The organism is Nonomuraea sp. H19 (assembly GCF_052068215.1).
Lineage (GTDB): Bacteria > Actinomycetota > Actinomycetes > Streptosporangiales > Streptosporangiaceae > Nonomuraea.
This window is the reverse complement of the sequence record NZ_JBQHCV010000048.1, coordinates 1-17,951: the sequence shown is the minus strand read 5'-3', so window position 1 is coordinate 17,951 and position 17,951 is coordinate 1. Positions and strand designations below refer to the sequence as shown.

The window sequence follows — 17,951 nt, the reverse complement described above, 5'->3', positions numbered from 1 at the left end:
GTTCCAATACGATTGACATAATACACCTGACCCATAATCCTGAGGTCCACTCGAGGGAAGGAATCGTCATGTCCGAACAGCCAAAGGTACGGACCACGGAAGGCGTGGTGCAGGGGCGCCGGCGGCAGGGGCACGCGGTGTTCCGCGGCATCCCCTACGCCCAGCCCCCGGTCGGAGCGCTCCGCTTCGCCGCGCCCGCGCCGCCGCACCGCTGGGAGGGGACGAGGCAGGCGGTCGAGTTCGGCCCCGTGGTGCCGCTGTCCCTGCCGATCGACGTGCCCCCGCAGGGCACCGACTGGCTGACGCTCAACGTCGGCACTCCGGATCCCGGCGCGGCGGGACTGCCGGTGCTGGTGTGGATCCCCGTGGGCGGCTACCTCTCGGCGGCGTCGAGCGACCCGATGTTCGACCCGGCAGCGCTGGCCGAGGCGGGAGTCGTCGTGGTGACCATCAACTGCCGCGTGGGCGCGGAGGGTTTCGCGTTCCTCGACGACGTGCCGCCCAACCGCGGATTCCTCGACCAGATCGCGGCGCTGGAGTGGGTGCAGCGCAACATCGCCGCCTTCGGAGGCGACCCCGGCCGGGTCACCGTGGCCGGGGTGTCTGCCGGGGCAGGGTCGGTCGCCGCCCTGCTGACGATGAAGCCGGCGCGCGGCCTGTTCCGGCGGGCCATCGCCCATTCGGTGCCGGGGCTGCACAGCACCCCCGCGCTGGCACGGCAGGTCACCGCCGCGTTCGCGGACCGGCTCGGCGCGGCGGCCCCCACCGCCGAGGCCCTGCGCGACATCGACCCATGGCACCTGGCCGCCGAGCTCACCTCCTTCAACGCCGGCCTCCACGCGCACCGGGAGAGCTGGGGACGCCTCACGGAGACCGGCACCGCGCTGTGCCCCGTCGTCGACGGCGAGGTCCTGCCGGAAACGCCCTGGCCCGCGCTGACCGGGGCGCGCGCGAGCGGGACCGAACTGCTCGTCGGCCACACCCGGGACGAATTCCGGTACTTCAGCGTCATGAGCGGACGGTACGGCACCTTCACCGAGGAGGACGCCCACGCAGCCCTGGACCTGCATGCCCCGCAGCCGGACGGCGCGCGGGCCTACCGTGCCGCGTTCCCGCAGGCAGGCCCGGAGGAGCTGGTGGAGACGGTGTACTCCGACGCCCTCTTCCGCATGCCGTCACAGAAGCTGGCCGAGGCGAACGCCGCAGCCGGCGGCACCTCGTACCTGTTCGAACTGTGCTGGGTTGCCCCGGCCCTCGGCGGCATCCTGGGCGCCTGCCACAGCCTCGACGTGCCCCTGGCGTTCGGCACGCTGGACAGCCCCGTCGGCACCCAGCTCATCGGCGAGGAGCCCTCTCCCGAGGCCGTCGCGCTCTCCCGCGAACTCCAGGAGGCATGGGTCCGCTTCGTCACCACCGGCGACGCGGGCTGGTCCGCCCACCGGCCCGGCGGGCACCTCACCCGCGTCCTGGACACCGAGTCGAAGACTCTGCCCTACCCCGAACAGGCATCCCGCCAGATCTGGGAAGGCCACTCCCCCGCCCCCTTCGATCTCTCGTAATTGTCCGGGTCGGCTCCTACGACTGCGACGCCGCCACTCACCTGCCCGTCGGGGACAGCGCGAATTGGCGTACAGCCAGGCAACACCCGGCCCGCTTGGCATCAGATCCCACCCGAGGGTGACGGACGACATCAAGAGCCGGGAGAGGCCGACGGGAGAGGGCCCAGGTCACGGATGATCCCGGCCAGGGCCCGGATGGGCTCGCTCTCCGCCTCCCTCCGCCACACCAGCGCGTACGGCAGCGGCTCCAGATCGGTGACCGGCAGGTAGGCGATGTCCGGCCGTGCCCAGTAGCGGGTGATTATCTGGGGTCCGTCTGGACCGTCAGGCAAGTACGGCAAGTGGCCTTCTGGGAACTTGCCTGACGGATTATCTGGGGTTGTCAGGCAAGTAGGGCACGTCAGTGGCGTGAGGTTTCTTGGATGACTCTTTGTAGTCAGATATGTGTGGCATGTAACGTGATCGCGTCTTGCCTCACGAGTGACTTCGGGGGTCTTCGGCATGTCAGGCATGTCAGGTGCACTGCCTCGGTTCTACCGGCCCGAGCGGGCGGTGGGCGCCGACGGGTCGGTGTGGTGGGTGGTGGTCGATGAGGATCTTAGGTTGCATGTCGAGGCGTGCGCGTACCTGGCAGGGCTACGCGCGGCGGGCCGGGCGTTCAACACCGAGAAGACCTACGCCGGCCGGATCGCCTTGTACTTGTCGTACTGCCTGGGGCACGGCGTGGACTGGTCGAGCCCGAGCCTGGCGCAGCTGATGGCGATGATGCGGTGGCTGGTGGACAAGCCGATGCCGGCGCGCACGCGCCGGCCGGGGGCGAAGGAGCAGTATCGCAGCGAGGAACCGCGAACGCGATCATGGGAACGGTGGGTGAGTTCCTGTCGTGGTGCTGCCTGCGGGGATGGGTGCCGCCGACGCTGGTCAACGCGCTGTCCCGGCCGAAGTATCTGCACTATCTGCCTGCGGGATTCGACGCGGGCGAGGACGGCCAGAACCGGACGGTGATGGCCCGGACGATCAAGTTCCGGGTGGCGGTCCCGGGCTATGAGTGGCTGTCGGATGAGGAGATCGGCGTGCTGCTCGGCCTGGCCCGGCACGCCCGCGACGCCTTCTTGATTCAGCTGCTGGCGGAGACCGGCATGAGGATAGGTGAAGCGCTGGGGCTGCGCCGCGAGGACATGCGCCTGCTGCCGGACTCCCGGGTGCTGGGCTGCCGGCACGAGGGACCGCATGTCCACGTCCGGCGCCGCCTGAACGCCAACGACGCCTTCGCCAAGGCGCGGCAGCCGCGGGCGATCCCGGTGGAGCGCGACACGATCGAGCTGTATTCGCACTACCAGTACGAGCGGGACGAGGTCAGCGAGGCCGCCTCGATTGACCTGGTGTTCGTCAACCTGTTCCACCCTCCGCTGGGCGAGCCGATGAAGTACGACAACGCCCATGAGCTGTTCTGCCGCCTGGCTGAGCGCGCCGGATTCCGGGCCCGGCCGCACATGATGCGGCACTCGGCGATCACGAAGATGCGGCGGGCCGGGGTGGACCGCCGGGTGGTCCAGGAGATCGCCGGCCATGTCTCGGCCTCGTCGCAGGATGTGTATTCCCACGTCACCGACTCCGACAAGCGCCAGGCCGTCGAGATGGTGGCCGCCGCGAGAAGGCAGGCGCGGTCGTGAGCGGGCCGGACAGCGTCATCGACAACGTGATCGCTCTCCGCCGCCCGGCCGAGGAGGGCCAGGCGGCCCCTGGGGCGCTGGCGCCCGCGGAGGCTGCGGCCTGGACCGAGTGGCTGGCGGCGAACACGCCGTCGCCCTGGCGGCCCGGGGAGTGGGACGCGAACACGAGGCTGTTCACCGGCGATGTCGACAACCGGTCCACGATGGCCTACCGCTGCACGGTGGCGGCCTGCGACCGGATCTCGCGCACCCAGGTCTTGTGTGATCTGTGTGAGAAGGCGTTCGCCAAGTCGAAGCTGACGGTCGAGGAGTTCCGGGCCACTTTCGTCCCGAACCGCAGCCTTGAGGATGGCAAGTGGGAGGTTGGCGAGCAGGCAGTAGCCGCGGCCGCGATCCCGCTCGGCGTGGTGTCCGGGTGGCCGGACGAGGGCATACGACATGTCGACCTCCCCTGCCAACACGGCGCGGACCGCTTCGGCCACCCCGCCCGCGCTCAGGGCGGCGATGTCGAAGGCGCCGGAGCCGAATCCGGCGAAGTCCCCGAGTTCGCCCCCTCCGGCTGCCGATAGCCGCCTGAACTCCTCGATGTATCCGGCGTCGTGCGCCCGGAGCAGGTCTTCGGTGTCCAAAGGAACGGGGTGAAGGGGGTGGCAGCAGGCCCGACTTGGCCAGCAGGTTCAGCAGGCGTCGGCGTGACGCCGGGGTTTCCAGCTCGGCTCCGGGCTCGATGTCGCCTCCCACGGCGACGATGGACTGGTGCCAGAAGTACCGTTCGTGGGTGACCAGGCCTACCCGGCGTAGGGCCCGGGGCTGCGTGCCGCCGGCACACAGCCCTTCGGTGAGGTAGTCGCCGATGCGGCGCACGGGGTTGATCGAGGCTCGAGGATCCTGGAAGATCATCGAAACCCGGGTGCGCCGCAACTCTCTGAGCTCCCTGTGGCCTGCGGCCAGCACGTTCATGCCGGCGACAGTGACGGTGCCGGTGGCGCTCGCCCCGCGTGGCAGCATGCCGAGGGCCGTCCTCGATGTGAGGGACTTGCCCGAGCCGGACTCGCCGACCAGGCCAACGGTCTCGCCGCGTCCCACGCGTACGGTGACGTCGGCCAGCAACGGCGTCGTTCCCAGCGACAGGTTCAGCCCCGAGATGTCGAGGGCCGTCGTCTTCTCCGTGAGCACCTTCATGCTCCTTCACCGTTCTTGCGGCCGACGGAGGCGCCGATGTGCTCGCCGATGACGTTGACGCTCACCACGGTCAGGAGCACCGCCACGCCCGGCACCAGCCCGCTCCACGGCGCGCCTTGCAAGATGGCGCTCTGCGCCTGGCTGATCATCGACCCCCAGTCGGCGTCCGGTGGGCGCACGCCGAGTCCCAGGTACGACAACGAGGCCAGGTCCACCAGCGCGTACCCGAAGGACAGCGCGCTCTGCGCGATGAGGACCGGCAGCACGTTGGGCAGCAGGTGGCGCAGGGTCACCCACACCTCGCCGAATCCCATGACGCGGTAGCTCTCCATGTACGGGCGCGTCCCCTCCTGGATGGCCACGCTGCGCACGACCCGGCCGATGAACGGCGTGTAGCTGACGGCCAGCGCGCAGACCGGCGCGATGACCCCCGGGCCGAACACGGCCACGACCAGCATCGCCAGCAGCAGGCTGGGAAAGGCGAAGACGATGTCCATGCTGCGTGAGAGCACGGCGTCCACCCATCCGCCGGCCCGCGCCGCGAGCAGCCGATCGCGGTGCCGAGCAGGCCTGACAGCAGCACCACGCCGAGAGGCGCGAGCAGCGACAGCCAGGCACCGTACATCACCCGGGACAGCACGTCCCGCCCGGTCGAGTCCGTACCCAGCCAGTGGGCCTGCGTGCCGGGCGGGAGCAACGAGTTCAGCAGGCTCGTGGCGTCGGGCGAGTGGGGTGCCATCACGGGCGCCAGCAGGGCCGTCACGGCGGCGAGGGCGAGGAAGGCGATGGCCAGGGTGACTGTGAGCGGCCGGCGGCGGCGCCGTCGCGCGTTCCTGGTCCGCAGTGCGGGGATCGTCAGCGGCTGGTCCGCTGATCCTGCCCGGCCGGCACGTCATCCGCTGACTGCGTACCGGCTCCCCCGTCGAGGAGCCAGGTCAGCTTCGCGATCACAGCGGAAGCAGAGGTCAGACCCGGCTTCGGTGGCTTTGCGGTCATTTCGGCAGGCGAAACTGATCTTGCGCCTGTAATGTTTCCTGCGTCGTTCGCCGGGCTCCTGGGATGCGTTCCCGCGGCGTGCCGGTGACGTCTTCATAGACACGACGAAAATGAGGAAAGCTCGTGATCCGACGCTCCAGGGCTCTGTTACCCGCAGCGGCCATCCTGCTGGCCTGTACCGTCGCGCAGCCCGCTGCCGCGGACGACGCCAGCATCGGCGGACCCGCCATCATACGGCCGGTCTCGGGCATCAGCCCGCTGCCCGCAGACTGCGGACTTCCCCCAGCCGACGGTTACACCCTGAACCCCAACACCGAAGTCCTGCCCATGCTGGCGCGGGACCCGAACCGCCCCAAGCACCTCGTCACGGTGTACCAGCAGGATCGCTGGAGCCGCTACGGCAGCAATGGCGCCGTCACCGCCGTATCGGACGACTACGGCCTGACCTGGCAGCGCTCCAAGAACCTGCCCGCCTTCTCCCGGTGCAACGGCGGCACGAGCGCCAACGGCGGGGACTACGACGTCACGACCGACCACTGGGTCACAGTCACACCATCGGGCGCCGCGGTGGCCGCCTCGTTGTCGATGTCCCGCGCCGGCGATGTGACCGCCATCCTGGTGGCCCGCTCCGGCGACGGCGGCCGGACCTGGGACGCGCCGGTCACCCTCCAGCGGGACGACAGCCCCCGCTTCTTCAACGACCGCCCGTCGGTGACCGCGGACCCGTACCGCCCAGGCGTGGTCTACGCCGTGTGGGACCGCATCGATGACCAGTCGACCAGCACCACGCCGAACTGGGTACAGCCGGTCTACCTGGCCAAGTCGACCGACGACGGACGCACCTGGACCACGAGCAAGGTATATGACGTACCCACCAACAGCGGCGTCATCGGCACCCAACTGGTGCCGCTCCCAGACGGGACGCTGCTGATCGCCATGCACCACGAGACGATCACCGACGGCTCCACCCAGGTCATCCGCTCGATCGACGGCGGCAAGACCTGGTCGACGCCGACGCTGAACGTCCCGGCCCCGCTCGCGGTGGGCCCCCGCATCCCGGACCCCGACAACTCGGGTGACCCGGTACGCAACGCCGCCCTGCCGCTGCTGGCCGCCCAACCGGGCACCCAGGTGGTCAACGCCGTCTGGCAGAGCCAGGAGGCCGACGGCACCTTCCACGTGGCCTACTCGCGCTCGGCGGACGGCGGACAGACATGGTCCGCCCCGATCCGCCTGGACAAGACACCCACCGGTTCCGCCGCCGTGCCTGTCGTCGCCGCCTCCAAGACAGGCACCGTGGCAGTCACGTACTACGACTTCCGCAACAACACGCCCGACCCGGCCACCCTGCCCACCGACCTGTGGGCCGTGACCTGCGCGAGCAACTGCACGAAGTCCGGGGCGTGGCGCGAGCAGCACATCGAGGGGCCGTTCGACACGCGGAAGGTCCCGTTGACGAGCGTGGGACGACTGCTCGGTGACTACACCGGCCTCGTCTCGGTCGGCAACGCCTTCACGGCCGTGTACGGCGTCTCCACCGACAATGCCGCCAACCCGGTGGACCTGCACAGCGCGATCTTCTCCGGCTGAGCGGTCCTACGCCGCCGGCGGGGTCCAGCCGGACCGGGCCCCGCCGCCTTCGTTGGGCGTTGACCTGCGGCGGCGCAATCGCGTGTACCTGGTGGTGCGAGTCATCGTGCGCCACCAGGCGCTGTCGTACCGAATGGAGATGAAAGACCGTCCATCTCCCCGCCGTCGTAGTGGTCGGGGTGAAGCTGTAGACAGCCTGAACCGCAAGTCGCCGGGGAGGGCGGGAGCAGCCTCGGCAAAGTCACGTCGGTCCAGCACTGCCGGACGGGCCGGGCACGGTGAGAGAGAGATGGGAAGGCACCATCCGCGAGGAACCGATGTTTTACGCCTCTTGACGCTGTCACCAGCTCTAACCCGGTGGATGCGGGCTGGGTCGCGGTGCGCACCCACTCCCCCTCGTGCGAGGCGGGGAACGCCATCCGTGGCCGCCGCTGGGACTGGAACGAAACCGGCACCACGCACTCGCCCGGCGTTCAGCCCGCCGACGTGCACGAACAGCTCGACCGAGGCTGTCAGGTCATCATGCTGTCCCGCGGTATGCCGTTGGCGCTGCAGACTCGCCCAGAGACCCTCGACCACCTCCGGGCCACGACGTCGGCCTCGGTTGTTGAAGGGCGTGCGGGCGGAGCCCGCTCCTTCGATGAGCAGGTGTTATTTTTGCTCAAACCCAACGCCTTTACATTGTAGATTCATAAGGTCACATCGGCGTCTCTACAGAGAGGTTCGTAGGTTCTGCTCGGGCAGAAACGAGCCTCCGGCGTTCCCTGTCGTGCCAGTCAGGATGGCGATGCATCCGGCGGTCACTGGCCATGCGGAGTGGCGTGTCCATGGTGGACCACCTGCACCGGCCATCTTGGATTGTCGGCCTCTTTTACCAGGTCAGAGCGAGATGATCTCTTCTGGCACGTGACGTCGCGGGCGTGCCGGGCCAGGCCCAGCAGCACGGCGATCTCCTCATCCGACAGCCACTCATAGCCCGGGACCGCGACCCGGAACTTGATCGTCCGGGCCATCACCGTCCGGTTCTGACCGTCCTCGCCCGCGTCGAACCCGGCAGGCAGAAAGCGCAGATACTTCGGCCGGGACAGCGCGTTGACCAGCGTCGGCGGCACCCACCCCTGCAGACAGCACCACGACAGGAACTCACCCACCGTCCCCATGATCTTGTTCGCGGTGTCCTCGCTGCGATACCGCGCCGTCGCCCCCGGCCTGCGCGAGCGCGGCCGCATCGGCTCGTCCACCAGCCACCGCATCATCGCCATCAGCTGCGCCAGGCTCGGGCTCGACCAGTCCACGCCGTACCCCGTGCAGTACGAGAGGTACAAGGCGATCCGGCCCGCGTACGTCTTCTCGGTGTTGAACGCCCGGCCCGCCCCGCGCACCCCCGCCAGGTACGCGCACGCCTCGACATGCAACCCGAAGTCCTCATCGACCACCACCCACCACACCGACTCATCGGCGCCTACCGCTCGCTCAGGGCGGTAGTACCGAGGCGCCGCACCTGACATGCCTGACATGCCTGAAGACCCCTAGATATCTGTGAGGCAAGTACACGCCAACGTTACTTGACGAACATGTCTGACTACCAAGAGTCACCCAAGATAACTCAAGCGATGCCGGGCCGAACGGATAGAGCCGCCCTCGCCGAACTGATCAACCAGTACGCGCAGGAGGAAACCGACCCTGAGCGGCAGCTGACGGCCTGGGAAGCGCCCGAAACCCTGGGTCTCCTGGTCTGAAAGCCTTCAGTGCCTGTTTTCAATAAGCGGCCCGATGACCAGGACACCGAGTCGTAGCGTTCACCGGGAATCGCTACGACTCGATGGCAGAATTCGACCCATGCCCGCACAAGATCCGCGCATCCACCTGTTGCAGGCCAGCCGGTCGCTCGCCGAATGCGAGTTCCTGCTTCGGCAGTTCAGCGGCGAACGGGCGGTCCCTGGCCTGATCGCCCAGGCTCGCCACCACTGCGACCAGGCCGAGCAGGGACCGCACGAAGACGCCGAGACTGCCGCCACCCTCGCGATCCTGCGTGCGGTGGCCTCGACCTTCGCCCTTCGGCAGGTGGTGCTGTCAGACGTGTGCTGCGATTTCGACGATGACGACGGAACGCTGCTCAACGGCTTGGGAAAGCATGACAGAAAGGGCGTGAGCCGTCCGCTCGCCGAGGAAGCCATCCTTACCGCAGAGGCGGCCCTTGTCGCGGACCCCCACGACGCCCTCATGCCGCTCTACCTGGGCCATGCCCTCACCTGGACGGGCGACCAGAACGCCGCAATCGCCGCCTACGAGGAAGCCCTACACCGCGCGCCCGACGACCATTGCGCCCGTTCCGCCCTCTCTTACCTTCATGCTCCGTCCGCTAAAAGGCCTCAGAGCGAGACGAGCCACCCCCGCCACGCCTTCGCGTTACTGCGCAGCGCCTACTGGATCAACAACAACGAATGGGAGGACGCCCTCTTCCTGTTCACCTCCGTCGCCGACGTTCGCACGCACCTGGCCGCCGTCCTCGGCCCCGGCCCCAACGCCGGCTCCCGATCCCCCTGCCTGACCGGTGAAGACCTGGACGATGAGGGTGCGGAGCTGACCCTGCACATCCACCGCCCCGGCCACCCCATTACCAAGTACGACCTGAACGCTCGTCTCCACGAGAACACCGAGACCACGTCCATCGACTGGACCGGCGTCCCAGTGGACGAGTTGCTGGAACCGCCTCTCCCACCCGGCCGCCCTCTTCGCCTCCACTCCAGAGTCTGCTTCCCCCACGACTGGTTCTTGCCGCGGCCGTAGGTGTGGCACAGGATCCGCCGGGGCGAGGTGTGTGCGTTCGGCCGCAGCCAGCAGGTGATGTCGGCGGCCAGCACCAGCCGGCCGTCCGCTGCCAGGGGCAGAGGGACAGCGGCCAGCGCCCGTCGTAGCCGTACCACCTCCACCTGGCCGGCGGCCAGGGCGTCATACAGCCCGCCGTGCCCGCGGCGGTGCTCGCCCACCAGCGACAATTCCACCAGCGACCGGACCGGGCCGTCCGCACACAGCACGGCATCCGCCAGCTCGAACAACCCATCCGCACGCTTGCTCAGGCAGGAGTAGAACTCACCCCCGGAAGCGTGACAGTTCCGCCAACGGCTCCCCGCTGGACGGCGTGATGCAACAGACTCATCCCACGGCCTTCGTGCTGGGCATGTGTATTCCTTGGTCGGAGCACATGATCAGCCGAAGGCCGCCTGCACGTACAGGAGTTACCGACGCGAGCGATCAAGTTCGAGACATCGTTCGACCGCCAAGCTTAAAGATCAAGCTGAGGGAGAGACGGACGGGTTTTGTCAGTGGGGCCGGTAAGAATGGCGTGATGACTCACGCCATACCCGTACCGCTACCGTCGCCGCTCGTTGATCACCACGCTATCGACCTGGAACGCAAGTACACCGACGGCTGGGGCGTGAAGGTCGACGACGTCGCCACCGCGTCCTCAGGAGAGATCTACGCCCTCTACAGCGTCCACCGCCACACCTGTGGCGTGGCGGACGAGGAAGCCGATCCGGCGAAGGCGGACTTCGGCTACTCGCTGGTGACCAGGTACGCGCCCGACGGCACCCTGCTCGCCACCGCGGTCTCGGGGCAGAGCGAGTACCTGCGCCAGGACACGACACTCGGCGGCCCCACGACAGGGCTGGGCAGGGACCTGTGGTGGGCCAAGGGGCTGTGCGTCCTGCCCGACGGGACGCTCGCCGCCACCGGGTCGGGAGACCACACCCATCTGGTCACCGCGGACCTCACGGCGGTGACGGCGCACCACGGAATGCCCCACCGACGCTACGACGACGGCCAGCGCGACCCGTTCGCCACCTGGATCAGCACAACCCCGGATGGCCGCCTGCTGTGCACGACCGGCGAGTACGGGCTCTACAACTACGCCAACCTGCTCGACAACATAGTGTCGATCACCGACCAGTCCCTCACCTCGACCTCGAAGCCGACGCTGCGGGCCCTGGCATCCATGGAGGCACAGCCCGTCAAGCACACCGAAGCCGACTTGCGGCCGGACGTCCTGTTCAACGGTGAGCCGGTCGGCATGGACCACCGGCCGCGTCCCTCGCTGACCGAGCACCTCACCGAGCTCGAGCAGACCGCGAGGCAGTGGGACTGGCACGACGCCCGGCTCGGCCGGCCCGCGGTGGTCCGTGAGGACCTGTTCGTCGTCCCCGTCTACGGGCACATCTACCGGGGCGGCAGCCGCGGCCAGAGGTTCGCCTTCGTCCTGGTCAGCGACGAAGGCGAATTCGTCGGCCAGCTCGGCGGCATGCACCTGTACCGCGACAGCCCCTTCACTGGCTTCTGCTTCGAAATCGCCGCCGACCCTGTACGCGAGCGGATCTACCACCTCAACCGGTACGGGCTGTTCGCCTGGACGGGCGGAGTGCGCGCCCAACGCCTCGATCTGGAGGACAAGCGGTACAAGCCGCTCAAGCACTTCACGCTCATGGACTGCACCCCTGCGGGCGAGCTGATCCTCGTTCACCGCACGCAGAACCTGCTGCTCCGCATCCCGTGTCCCGCTTCCCTCGGTGACCTCGGCCAGGTGGCGGAGGAGGCTGTGCGCTCCTACGCCAAGGAGCGCACGACCCTCAAGAAGCAATGGCAGCCGACGAATTGGCACTGGGTCGACAGCACGGCTTCGGTTCACCGCCTCTGATCGCGGAGCGCGGCCGGACTCGCGCCGTCGGACAGGCCGCTGGCCCTGAGGTATGAAGACCATGACAATAGAGTGATCCGTGTGCAGAACGTCCAGCCCCCAGCTGATGGGTGCGGAATCTGCAGGAGAAGTGCCGCTTCCCGAGCCGGGGGCGGCGCACGGGCCGAGGAAGTGGACACAGCCGCGGGACGAGGCCCTGGGGAACGCGCCGGCAAGCAGCCACTGGTCGCACGGTTCGGCGGGATACCCCTGACACGGAACAAGGACGCCAAGCTCAACGATCGCGTCCCTGCCCCGATCCGGCACCCTCGCAAGGAGTTGGTCGCTCGGCTCCTCAAGCGGCGGTGTGAACTGTGCGGCGACGCGGCCAAGGTGATGGTCCACCAAGTCCGCAAGCTCGCACGGCTCCCCGGCCCGGGACAAGACCAGCCCGCCTGGGCGGCTCTCATGATCAAGAAGCGGCGCAAGACCCTTGTGGTATCCGGCCCACATAAGCCCAAAACCCACATTGAGTCGATCTTGAACGGCGTTTCGGCTGGTGGCTGCGTCGCAGTCAATGAGTACGGCTGCGGGGAGCCAGGACCTCGGTGACCTTGGCGATGGCTTCGGCGCCGGGTTTGACGTAGCGCATGGCGGTGTGGGGGTTCTTGTGGCGGGTCTTGCCCATGATGAGCTGCAGCGGGACCTCGGCCTCGCCGAGGTGGGTGGCGGCGCTGTGGCGCAGTTGGTGCAGGTCGAGGCCGGCGTATTTGTCCAGCAGGACGCGGGCGCGGTCGTAGCCGAGGCGGGCGCGGCCGGTGTGCGGGCAGATGTCGGCGGCGGCCGGGCGGCGGGCCGGGACGGGGCGGCGTTCGGACAGGAACAGCGGGCCGTGGGTGCGCGAGGTGCCGTCCGGGAGCCGGAGCAGGCGGGGCAGCAGGTGGGTGGTGCCCGTCTCCCAGTACACCCACTCGACGGCGCCGCCCTTGGACCGGACGGGCGCGCGCCGGTGCTCTAGGTCGAGGTCCTCGACGTTCAGCGCCAGGATCTCCGCGGCCCGGGCCGCCGTTTCGTAGAGCATCCGCCACAGCGCCCGCTCCCGCAGTGGGATGTCACGGCGTGACAGCAGCCGGTGGATGGTGGTCTTGGCGACCGCGCGGGTCTCGTCGGCGCTCTCCTTGCGGCGTTCGGCGTCGGCCGGGACCGATGGGGCGGCCCAGTGCTTCTTGGTCTGGCACCAGGACAGCCAGGAGGTGACGGCGGCGCGATTGCGGTTCCAGGTGGCCGGTGCGCTGGTTCCCCACAGGGCGGTGAGCGCGTGGCCGATCTCGGCGTCGGCGACCTCGGCGAGCGACCGGTCGCGGCCGAGCCGCTCGATGGTGCGGTCGATGGCGGAGGCGTAGGCGCGGTGGGTGTTGGGGTTGGCCGTGCGCGGGGTGACCAGGAAAGCGTCGGCGGCCGCGGCGAGGGTGATGTGCCCGCCGCGCAGGGCGGTGACTTTCGGTGCGGCGCTCATGCTGGCCGCCCGGTGGCGCTCGTCGCATGGGTTCGGAGGATGTACCGGATAACGTGCCGGAGTCGCACACTGAACCGGCGCAGGCTTCTCCTGGTCGCCGCGCCGTCATGATCGCTCATGTACGTGATAATAAGCTGTTATTACATACATGAATATGACTGCGCGCAGATCCTGTGACTAGCGGCTCTGCCTCTCGCTCGGGAGCACGAGATGTGCGATCCATCCGCATCGTTGTGGGCGCTTGTTGATCGGGGCCGCCGCCGGTGTTGATAGATGCCACCAGCTGGACCGTGAGACGCCGGTGCTCCGGCAGCTGAAGAAGGAGCCCCGGGCGCCGAACTCGCCGGCTGAAATGCGGGCACGTCCTCGCCCGGTTTCCGCATGGCGGCGGTCTCAGTCGGCGAGGCGGGCGACCAGACCGTGGAGGACGCAGTCGAGCCCGGTGTCGAAGTCGTCGTCGCGGGTGCCGCCCGGGTTCTGGCGGCGCTGGGCGGCGTATAGTTTCCGCAGCCGCGGGTAGGCCTGGACGGCTTGTTCGGCGGCTGGCCACAGGCGGCCGGCCCACTCCTGCTCGTTTTGGCCGCTGCGGGCGAGCGTGGTCAGCCACGCGGCCTCGCTGGTCGAGATCCCGATGACGTAGGCCACGACGGTGTTCATGGCCTGGTCTGCCGCTTCGAGTGAGAAGCCCGCTTCTTCGAACACGGCGAGTATGGCCTCGCTTAGCCGCAGCATGTTCGGTCCTAGGTAGGCCAGGCCCGCCTCGCCGAGTACGGAGACGATCCAGGGGTGGCGCAGGAGCGTTGAGCGCATGCTGTGGGCGCAGCCGGTGATGGCCGCTCGCCAGCCTGCCGCGTCGCCGGTGCCCGGTGCCTGGACCTCGCCGTAGACCTCGTCCACGACGAGTTCGATCAGCTCGTCCTTGTTGGCCACATGGGTGTACATCGAGGTGGCCCCGGCGTTCAGGAGGGCACCGAGTTTGCGCATGCTCAGGGCGTCGATGCCCTCGGTGTCCAGCAGCTGAAGCGCCGCGGCCACGATCTGCTCCCGGCTCAGCGCCGGCTGCTCCCGCCGTTGCCGCTGCGCACGGGTCCACACCGATGGGAACGGCTGCTTGTCGGCTGGCATGCGCTCTCCTCGTGTCTCACGACCACTCTCCGCACAGTGTACGGCTTTGCCAACATCGTTCGTTGACCGTACAGTGTGCGGAGCGCCGAACACTGTGCGGCGCGATTATTCGGAGGTAATCTCTTCATGTCTTCACCACGATTCGATGTTGAGCGCTGGCAGGCCAGGCTCGATGAGCTGCGCGCCGCCCATCACGTGCCGGGAGCTTCCCTGGCCGTGCTGACCGGTGGAAACATTCACGAACTGGCCAGCGGCGTGCTCCACCGGGGCACAGGGGTGGAGGTGACGACCGACTCGGTGTTCCTGGCCGGCTCGCTGGCCAAGGCCTACACCGCCACGCTGGTGATGCGGCTGGTCGACTCCGGCGCCCTGGACATGGACGCGCCGGTCGTCAGCGTGCTGCCGGAGTTCGCCACCCCCGACCCGCAAGCCACCAAGACGATCAAGATCCGGCAACTGCTGTCGCACACCGGCGGGGTAACCAACGACTTCAACTATGACAGTGGGCGTGGTGACGACTGCCTGGCCAAGTACGTCCAGGCGGCCAGAGAGGTGGCACTGGACTGCCCGCCCGGAACGGCGATCTCCTACGGCAGCCTCGGCTACGTTGTGCTGGGCCGCGTCATCGAGGTGCTGACCGGCAAGACCTGGGATCAGGCGCTCAAAGACCTGCTCTTCACCCCGCTCGGGCTGGAGCACTCCATAACGCTGCCGGAGGAGGCGCTGCGCTTCCGGGTGGCGATGGGCCACCAGGGCGAACCCGGCCAGGACCCCGATCCGGCGCCGGTCTGGGACCTGATGCCGCGCTCGGCTGGGCCATACGGCAGGGTCATCGTCTCGGCCGGCGATGTCGCCCGGTTCGCCAAGATGCACCTGGACGGCGGCCTCGCCGCCGACGGCACCCGCGTCCTGTCCGCCGACGCCGTTGCCGCGATGCAGCGCCGCGAGGTCGACAGCCCAGACAAGTGGTCGATGTCGGCCGACGGCTGGGGCCTGGGGTGGACCCTGCACGACTGGGATGGCATTCCCGGCTACGGCCACGATGGCAGCGCCGTCACCCAGCACTCCTACCTGCGCGTCGTCCCGCACGCGGGCGTGGCCGTCGTCTTGCTGGCCAACGGCGGCGACTTCAGCCGACTGTATGCCGACCTGGTCGCCGAACTACTGGCCGAGCTGGCCGGGGTGCGCATGCCGCCCCCCTTCGCCCCGGCGGCGACCCCGCCCCAGGTGGACATGACGGAGCTGGTGGGCGCCTACAAGCGCGAGGGCGTCCTCACCACCATCACCCAACAGGACGACGGAGCCGCACGCATCCGGTATGAGTTCGTGGACGGCATGAAGGACTTCTCCCCACCGCTGGAGGCGGACCTGACGCCGGTGTCGCAGACGGTGTTCGCCGCCTCCGGCGGGCCTTTCGGCGACAACTACATCCCGGTGGTGTTCTCCACCCTGACCAACGGCACTCCCTGCGTGTACGTCAGCATGCGCTGCACGCCCAAGATCGCCTGACCTCGACCGCCCCAGCATCGCCCCGGCTCCTTCCAGTCCGCTCACATCGGAGAGCCGGGGTGCTGCGGGCGCCGGTTGCCGGGGCGTGCTGCTCAGGTCGCCCCGAACCCCCTTGAACGGAGCTCCTCATGCCGCACCCGCGCCGCTGGTGGACCCTCGGTGTCCTGTGCACGGTCCTGCTCGTGATCAGTGTCGACAACATGATCCTCAACCTTGCCGTCCCCACCCTGATGCGGGATCTGGGATCCACCCCGGCCGATGTCCAGTGGATCCTCGACGCCTACATCCTCGTCTTCGCCGGGTTCCTGATCACCGCGGGCAGCCTGTCGGACCGTTTCGGCCGCCGCCGCTTCCTCATCATGGGCCTGACCATCCTGGGCACGGCGTCGGTCTTGGCAACACTGGCCGAACAACCCTGGCACCTGGTCGCCTGCCGCGCGCTCATGGGCTTGGGCGCCGCGTTCGCGATGCCCAGCACCAAGTCGATCCTCATCGCCGTCTTCGACGAGAGCGAACGCCGCAAGGCGATGGCCGCATGGTCGGTGGTCGGCATGGTCGGCATCGTGGCAGGCCCCGTCCTGGGCGGGCTGCTGCTGCAGCACTTTCGCTGGTCGGCGGTGTTCTTCATCAACGTGCCGCTCGCGGTGATCGGGATCTTGGCGGCCTACGCGATCGTGCCGGAGTCACGGGGGCCCGCGCGGCCTTCCGACCCGCTAGGTGTGGCATTGTCCATCACCGGGATGGCCACGCTGGTCTGGGCGATCATCTCGCTGCCACACGCCGGATGGTCGGCGTCGGTGGCCGCGGCGCTCGCTGTCGCGGTGCTCGCGCTGGTTGCGTTCGCGGTGTGGGAGTCGCGTTCCCGCCATCCGATGCTGCCGTTGACGATGTTCGGCAACCGCGACTTCAGCGGGGCCAGCCTCTCGGCGGCGCTGCTGATGTTCGCCACCGGCGCGGTACAGCTGGCGCTGACGCAGTACCTGCAGCAGGTCCTGGGCTTCGACACGATGACGGCGGCGTTCGCGCTGGCGCCGCTGGCGCTGGCCGTGGCCCTCTTCAACGTCGTCGGCGCCACGCTGGCCAAACGCCTCAGCAACAAGACGCTGGTCGTGTCCGGCATGCTGGTGATCGCCGCCGGGTTCTGGATCCTCTCGCTGATCGGCCCTGGCAACGGTTACCTGCCGCTAACGCTCAGCCTGGTCGTCGTGGGCGTGGGCACCGGCCTGGCCACGCCAGGCGCCTACGCCGTGCTCATGAACGCCATTCCGCCCGAGCGCGGTGGAGTAGGATCGGCGGTCAACGACACCATCCAGCAGGGCGGCATGGCACTCGGCGTGGCCGCGCTGGGCGGCATTCTGTCGGCAGCCTACTCCGCCGCGCTGCCCCCGCACGTACCCAACGCGGCCAGGACGTCACTGACCGACGCACTCAGCACGGCCACCGCGACCGGTTCCGCCGAGCTGGCCAATACGGCGCGAGAGGCCTTCGTCTCGGCCATGTCGATGGTGTGCCTGACCGCCGCCTGCCTGTCGGTGGCCGGGGCCGTTTTCGCGCTCGCGACCCTGCGTAACCCGTCCCGCACGCCTGCCCTACCCCGCCAGCCCGACGGCGCGACCGCCCGCTGAACGTCCACGATCGACGGCACAGTGTTGGCCGGCAAAACGCGCCGAGAAGGCGACCTGAGCGAGGTGGTCTTACTACGCCGCCTCGGCCAAGGTGGTGAAGTCGATCTCGGGTAGGTCGGGGTCGAAGTCGTCGGGGCGCAACCGCAGCACGTCGGTGGCGTAGAGGCCGAACCGGCTGATGTGCGCGGTCAGGTAGGGCGACAGCTGCGCGACGTCCTCAGCGCTGATCTCCCAGCCCTCGGCCAGCAGCTGGCGCATCACCGCCATCATGTGGGTTTTGGGCTTATGTGGGCTGACCCCCTTCTAGGACAATTTCGTGCGTGAGCATCTTCGCCTCACCCCTGGGCTCGACAAAGGTCACAGACCATGACCACCGTCTATCGTTGGCCAGCTGGGCGGTGGGTGGGAAGTTCCTTCGGAGTCGGCACGCCCCGCAGCAGAAGATCCCACATGCCGGTCAGGTTATCCGGTGCCACCAGCACCGGGGTCGGCCAGCGTGACCAT

17 protein-coding genes and 3 pseudogenes are annotated in these 17,951 nt (G+C 68.6%); 10 read left to right on the top strand and 10 right to left on the bottom strand.

Annotated elements, in window-relative coordinates:
- Positions 1–68 precede the first annotated feature (68 nt).
- Positions 69–1,559, top strand: a complete 1,491-nt coding sequence (locus ACTMTI_RS52750) for a carboxylesterase/lipase family protein (protein ID WP_441128555.1) — start codon at positions 69–71, stop codon at positions 1,557–1,559.
- 131 nt (positions 1,560–1,690) lie between these two features.
- Here the strand turns inward: ACTMTI_RS52750 and ACTMTI_RS52745 are convergent, their stop codons facing one another.
- Together ACTMTI_RS52745 and ACTMTI_RS52740 are read right to left on the bottom strand one after the other, a co-directional pair.
- A complete protein-coding gene (locus ACTMTI_RS52745; RefSeq protein WP_441128553.1) occupies positions 1,691–1,900 on the bottom strand; it encodes a hypothetical protein in 210 nt (69 codons plus the stop codon).
- Between the two features lie 333 nt (positions 1,901–2,233).
- Positions 2,234–2,362 carry a hypothetical protein gene (locus ACTMTI_RS52740; RefSeq protein ID WP_441128551.1) on the bottom strand — a complete coding sequence of 43 codons (129 nt, stop codon included), beginning with the start codon at positions 2,360–2,362 and terminating at the stop codon, positions 2,234–2,236.
- A gap of 63 nt (positions 2,363–2,425) precedes the next feature.
- Between ACTMTI_RS52740 and ACTMTI_RS52735 the strand changes: the two genes are divergently transcribed.
- Positions 2,426–3,232 carry a tyrosine-type recombinase/integrase gene (locus ACTMTI_RS52735; RefSeq protein ID WP_441128549.1) on the top strand — a complete coding sequence of 269 codons (807 nt, stop codon included), beginning with the start codon at positions 2,426–2,428 and terminating at the stop codon, positions 3,230–3,232.
- 392 nt (positions 3,233–3,624) lie between these two features.
- Here ACTMTI_RS52735 and ACTMTI_RS52730 read toward each other — a convergent pair.
- The 3 genes and pseudogenes from ACTMTI_RS52730 to ACTMTI_RS52720 all read right to left on the bottom strand — a co-directional run.
- Positions 3,625–3,861: pseudogene (locus tag ACTMTI_RS52730) on the bottom strand (class II histone deacetylase); the annotation flags it as partial.
- Between the two features lie 259 nt (positions 3,862–4,120).
- Positions 4,121–4,414 (bottom strand): annotated as a pseudogene (locus ACTMTI_RS52725) (ATP-binding cassette domain-containing protein); the annotation flags it as partial.
- Complete coding sequence (locus tag ACTMTI_RS52720) at positions 4,411–4,926, bottom strand: ABC transporter permease (protein ID WP_441128548.1); 516 nt, start codon at positions 4,924–4,926, stop codon at positions 4,411–4,413. The pseudogene ACTMTI_RS52725 and the gene ACTMTI_RS52720, both read right to left, overlap by 4 nt.
- A 607-nt stretch (positions 4,927–5,533) precedes the next feature.
- Between ACTMTI_RS52720 and ACTMTI_RS52715 the strand changes: the two genes are divergently transcribed.
- A complete protein-coding gene (locus tag ACTMTI_RS52715; protein ID WP_441128546.1) occupies positions 5,534–7,000 on the top strand; it encodes a sialidase family protein in 1,467 nt (488 codons plus the stop codon).
- A 357-nt stretch (positions 7,001–7,357) separates the two neighbouring features.
- The gene (locus tag ACTMTI_RS52710; RefSeq protein ID WP_441128544.1) at positions 7,358–7,687 is read left to right on the top strand and encodes a hypothetical protein; all 330 of its coding nucleotides are present in this window, start codon (positions 7,358–7,360) and stop codon (positions 7,685–7,687) included.
- Positions 7,688–7,800: 113 nt separating this feature from the next.
- Here the strand turns inward: ACTMTI_RS52710 and ACTMTI_RS52705 are convergent, their stop codons facing one another.
- Positions 7,801–8,439 (bottom strand): hypothetical protein, encoded by a 639-nt coding sequence (locus tag ACTMTI_RS52705; protein ID WP_441128542.1) that lies wholly within the window; start codon positions 8,437–8,439, stop codon positions 7,801–7,803.
- A gap of 174 nt (positions 8,440–8,613) precedes the next feature.
- Between ACTMTI_RS52705 and ACTMTI_RS52700 the strand changes: the two genes are divergently transcribed.
- Positions 8,614–8,739 (top strand): hypothetical protein, encoded by a 126-nt coding sequence (locus tag ACTMTI_RS52700; protein WP_441128540.1) that lies wholly within the window; start codon positions 8,614–8,616, stop codon positions 8,737–8,739.
- Positions 8,740–8,839: 100 nt separating this feature from the next.
- Positions 8,840–9,790 (top strand): hypothetical protein, encoded by a 951-nt coding sequence (locus ACTMTI_RS52695; RefSeq protein ID WP_441128608.1) that lies wholly within the window; start codon positions 8,840–8,842, stop codon positions 9,788–9,790.
- Between the two features lie 38 nt (positions 9,791–9,828).
- On the opposite strand, the pseudogene ACTMTI_RS52690 reads toward ACTMTI_RS52695, so the two are convergent.
- Positions 9,829–10,038 (bottom strand): annotated as a pseudogene (locus ACTMTI_RS52690) (transposase); the annotation flags it as partial.
- 311 nt (positions 10,039–10,349) lie between these two features.
- Between ACTMTI_RS52690 and ACTMTI_RS52685 the strand changes: the two are divergent.
- Both ACTMTI_RS52685 and ACTMTI_RS52680 read left to right on the top strand, forming a co-directional pair.
- Entirely contained in the window at positions 10,350–11,693 is a 1,344-nt protein-coding gene (locus tag ACTMTI_RS52685) for a hypothetical protein (RefSeq protein ID WP_441128538.1), read from the top strand.
- Between the two features lie 72 nt (positions 11,694–11,765).
- Entirely contained in the window at positions 11,766–12,284 is a 519-nt protein-coding gene (locus tag ACTMTI_RS52680; protein WP_441128536.1) for an HNH endonuclease, read from the top strand.
- Here ACTMTI_RS52680 and ACTMTI_RS52675 read toward each other — a convergent pair.
- Both ACTMTI_RS52675 and ACTMTI_RS52670 read right to left on the bottom strand, forming a co-directional pair.
- A complete protein-coding gene (locus ACTMTI_RS52675) occupies positions 12,247–13,188 on the bottom strand; it encodes a tyrosine-type recombinase/integrase (protein WP_441128535.1) in 942 nt (313 codons plus the stop codon). The two genes, ACTMTI_RS52680 and ACTMTI_RS52675, sit on opposite strands and share 38 nt — an antisense overlap.
- 393 nt (positions 13,189–13,581) lie before the next feature.
- Complete coding sequence (locus ACTMTI_RS52670) at positions 13,582–14,313, bottom strand: TetR/AcrR family transcriptional regulator (RefSeq protein WP_441128533.1); 732 nt, start codon at positions 14,311–14,313, stop codon at positions 13,582–13,584.
- Positions 14,314–14,439: 126 nt separating this feature from the next.
- Here ACTMTI_RS52670 and ACTMTI_RS52665 point away from each other — a divergent pair, with 126 nt between their 5' ends.
- Together ACTMTI_RS52665 and ACTMTI_RS52660 are read left to right on the top strand one after the other, a co-directional pair.
- Positions 14,440–15,822, top strand: coding sequence for a serine hydrolase domain-containing protein (locus ACTMTI_RS52665; protein WP_441128531.1), 1,383 nt, complete (start codon positions 14,440–14,442; stop codon positions 15,820–15,822).
- A 128-nt stretch (positions 15,823–15,950) separates the two neighbouring features.
- Entirely contained in the window at positions 15,951–17,447 is a 1,497-nt protein-coding gene (locus ACTMTI_RS52660) for an MFS transporter (protein ID WP_441128530.1), read from the top strand.
- Positions 17,448–17,519: 72 nt separating this feature from the next.
- On the opposite strand, the gene ACTMTI_RS52655 is transcribed toward ACTMTI_RS52660, so the two are convergent.
- Entirely contained in the window at positions 17,520–17,714 is a 195-nt protein-coding gene (locus ACTMTI_RS52655) for a hypothetical protein (protein WP_441128605.1), read from the bottom strand.
- Positions 17,715–17,951 lie beyond the last annotated feature (237 nt).